The sequence below is a fragment of the Dietzia sp. DQ11-71 genome, from assembly GCF_014144995.1.
GTDB classification, from domain to species: Bacteria; Actinomycetota; Actinomycetes; order Mycobacteriales; family Mycobacteriaceae; genus Dietzia; species Dietzia kunjamensis.
Genome location: NZ_JAALDT010000142.1, coordinates 1 through 3,058, shown reverse-complemented (window position 1 = coordinate 3,058; position 3,058 = coordinate 1). Strand labels below are relative to the sequence as shown.

General features: G+C 70.3%; 3 protein-coding genes and 1 pseudogene. All 4 read right to left on the bottom strand.

The window, feature by feature from the left end:
* Window positions 1-64: 64 nt before the first annotated feature.
* Window positions 65-1,471 carry a class II 3-deoxy-7-phosphoheptulonate synthase gene (locus tag G6023_RS05875; protein WP_067713735.1) on the bottom strand — a complete coding sequence of 469 codons (1,407 nt, stop codon included), beginning with the start codon at window positions 1,469-1,471 and terminating at the stop codon, window positions 65-67.
* 36 nt (window positions 1,472-1,507) lie between these two features.
* Window positions 1,508-2,005 carry a polyadenylate-specific 3'-exoribonuclease AS gene (locus tag G6023_RS05870; RefSeq protein ID WP_182634442.1) on the bottom strand — a complete coding sequence of 166 codons (498 nt, stop codon included), beginning with the start codon at window positions 2,003-2,005 and terminating at the stop codon, window positions 1,508-1,510.
* Between the two features lie 6 nt (window positions 2,006-2,011).
* Window positions 2,012-2,752 carry a lysophospholipid acyltransferase family protein gene (locus G6023_RS05865; protein ID WP_182634440.1) on the bottom strand — a complete coding sequence of 247 codons (741 nt, stop codon included), beginning with the start codon at window positions 2,750-2,752 and terminating at the stop codon, window positions 2,012-2,014.
* A 43-nt stretch (window positions 2,753-2,795) separates the two neighbouring features.
* Window positions 2,796-3,058: pseudogene (locus G6023_RS05860) on the bottom strand (hypothetical protein); the annotation flags it as partial.

Sequence of the window (3,058 nt, the reverse complement as noted above, 5' to 3'; positions counted from 1 at the left end):
CCGGCCGTGCCCCCGGGGGCGCGGCCGGCCGTGCCTCCGGGGCGCGAGGCCGGCCCCTACGGCGTCAGCTGCGCAGCATCTCCGCCACGAGGTAGGCGAGCTCGAGCGACTGCTGGGTGTTGAGGCGCGGGTCGCAGGCGGTCTCGTAGCGACCGGCCAGATCGATGTCCGAGATGTCCTGGGCTCCGCCGAGGCACTCGGTGACGTCCTCACCGGTGAGCTCGATGTGGATGCCACCCGGGTGGGAACCGAGAGCGTGGTGGACCTCGAAGAAGCCCTGTACCTCGTCGATGATCCGGTCGAAATGGCGGGTCTTGTACCCGTTGGACGTCGAGTGCGTGTTGCCGTGCATGGGGTCGCACTGCCAGATGACCTTGTGGCCGGTCGCCTCGACGGCCTGGACGATCGGCGGCAGCGCGTCGCGGACCTTGTCGTTGCCCATCCGGGAGACGAGCGTCAGTCGACCCGGCCGGTTGTGGGGGTCGAGCTTCTCCACGTACTCGACCGCCAACTCGGGCGTGGTGGTGGGACCGATCTTCAGGCCGATCGGGTTCTGGATGAGCGAGGCGAACGCCACGTGGGCGTCGTCGATGCCGCGGGTCCGCTCCCCGATCCACAGGAAGTGCGCCGACAGGTCGTACAACCCCTGCTCGGCGTCGCCGGTCAGGCCCGTGCCGTCGTCGGCCAGGCGCAACATGGCCCGCTCGTAGTCCAGGACGAGCGCCTCGTGGGAGGAGAAGATGTCGGCCGAGCGCAGGTTCTGGTCCGAGACCCCGCACGCGTCCATGAAGCGCAGGCCACGATCCACCTCGGCGGCGAGGGCCTCGTAGCGGGCACCAGCGGGCGAGCCCGCGACGAACTCCATGTTCCATTCGTGGACGCGATGCAGGTCCGCGGTGCCCGACGCCGTGAGCGAACGGACCAGGTTCATCGCCGCGGCCGCGTTGGCGTAGGCACGGACGAGCCGGGAGGCGTCGTGCTCACGGGCCGCCTCGTCCGGCTCGAGCGCGTTGACCATGTCGCCGCGGTAGGACAGCAACCCGGTTCCGTCGCGGTCCGCCGAGCGGGGCTTGGCGTACTGGCCGGCGATCCGGCCGACCTTGACCACGGGCATCGACGCACCGTAGGTCAGCACGACCGACATCTGCAGCAGGGTGCGGATCACGCCCTTGATGTGCGGCTCGGTGTTCGCCTCGAACGTCTCGGCGCAGTCACCGCCCTGGAGCAGGAACGCACGCCCGTGCGCCACGTCGGCGAGGCGATCGGAGAGGTGCTCGACCTCGGAGGCGACGCAGATCGGCGGCACGCTCTCCAACACCTTGCGCATCGCCGCGGCGTGACCGGGATCCCACGACGGCTGCTGCAGGGCGGGCCGCGAGAGGGCGTCCGCCAGCTGCCGATCCAGGTCCGCGGAGAGCGGCGGGAGGTCGGGGAGTTGCGCGATGTCGACGTCGACTGTCCAGTTGCTCACCCCGGCGACGATACGCCACCACCGGCGGAGCGGGCCTCAGAGACCCAGGTGGGGCGACTTCGCCGCGATGGCGCGGAAGCGCATCGCGGCGTGGCGGGCGTCGGCGAGGGCGTCGTGTTCCCCTCCCGGGTGTGCGGGCAGGTCGGGCTTGCCGGCGGTCTCCCAGAGCTGGCGGACGTCGCGCGTGAACCGGGGCATGGCGGCGGGAAGGGCTGTCATGTCGCCCCACAGCTGGCAGACGGCCACGTGGTCGTACGCCCCGATCCACGCCCACATCTCGACCCCGCCGGTGGGCGGCGCGGTGACGAACTCGTAGAGCTCGTCCCGGATGCGGCTCCGGGACATCCACTCGGACGACGACGGGTTGGGCAGCTTCGGAAGGACGTTGCGCCGCACCCACGGTCCGGCCGCCGAGGCGTCGAAATCAGTGGACACCGCGTAGAACTCGCGGCCGTCCTCGGCGACGATCCCCACGGAGACCAGCTCGATCGTGGTGCCGTCCTCGATGAATTCGCAGTCGTAGAAGTAGCGCACCGGGGGTCAGCGCTGTCCCTCGACGGGGTGGTCGAGCAGGTTCCGCCCGGCCTTGCGCACCGCCTCGTAGCGCTTCTTCATCTCGGCGCCGTACGTGTCGTGGACGTACTCCTGATTGGTCAGCGCCTGGATCCGGCGCATGAGCTCGTCGGTGATCTCACGCTCCGCGTCGCGGTCGCCCTCCCGTCCGGCCCACGGCGTCAGGTCGAGCGGTTCGCCGAGCATCACCCTGACCTCGGTGCGCCGTCCGAGGCGAAACCGGGAGATCCGGCGTACGTATTCGGAGGTTCCGGTCACTCCCACCGGGATGATGGGGACGCCGGCGCGGAGCGCTAGGCGGGCTGGCCCGGTCTTCCCGCGGTACAGGCGACCGTCCGGCGAGCGCGTGCCCTCGGGGTAGATGCACAGGATCTCCCCGGACGAGAGGACCTCGAGCCCGGCGTCGAGGGCGGCCTGGGCCGCATCGGCATTGGTGCGGTCGATCGGGTGCTGGCCCGACCCCGCGAAGAACCACCGGCTGAGCATCCCGCGGATTCCGGTGCCGGTGAAGTAGTCGCTCTTGGCCAGGAAGGTGACCCGGCGGCGCACAGCAAGTGGGGTGAACAGCCAGTCCGCCACCGACTGGTGGTTGCCGACCAGCAGCGCGCCGCCATGGGTGGGGAAATACTCGCGGCCGGTGACGACCCGCCGGCTCGTCAGCCGTAGGAACGGGCCGATGAGCACGTCTCTGAACAGGTAGTACAGCAAAGGTCACCGGTCCTCTTGTGATGGCTGTCGACGAAGTCGGATACTACCCGGTGCGGTCCGTGGATCCGGACGGTACGAGGTTCGGGGGCCACAGATCCGGGTCGGGCAGGAAGCTGATCACCAGTCGACCCGCGTCGCGCTCGAAGACGGATCGTGTGAGCACGCACCTGCACAGCAGCGGTGGCAGCGCCACCACGGCCCGGAACCCGTCGAACTCCAGGCGGAGCCGGTCCCCCTCGACCGACACCGGCGCGGACGGGCGGGTCGGGGCCGGGTACTCGACCCGGTATCCGCCCTCGCCGTCGG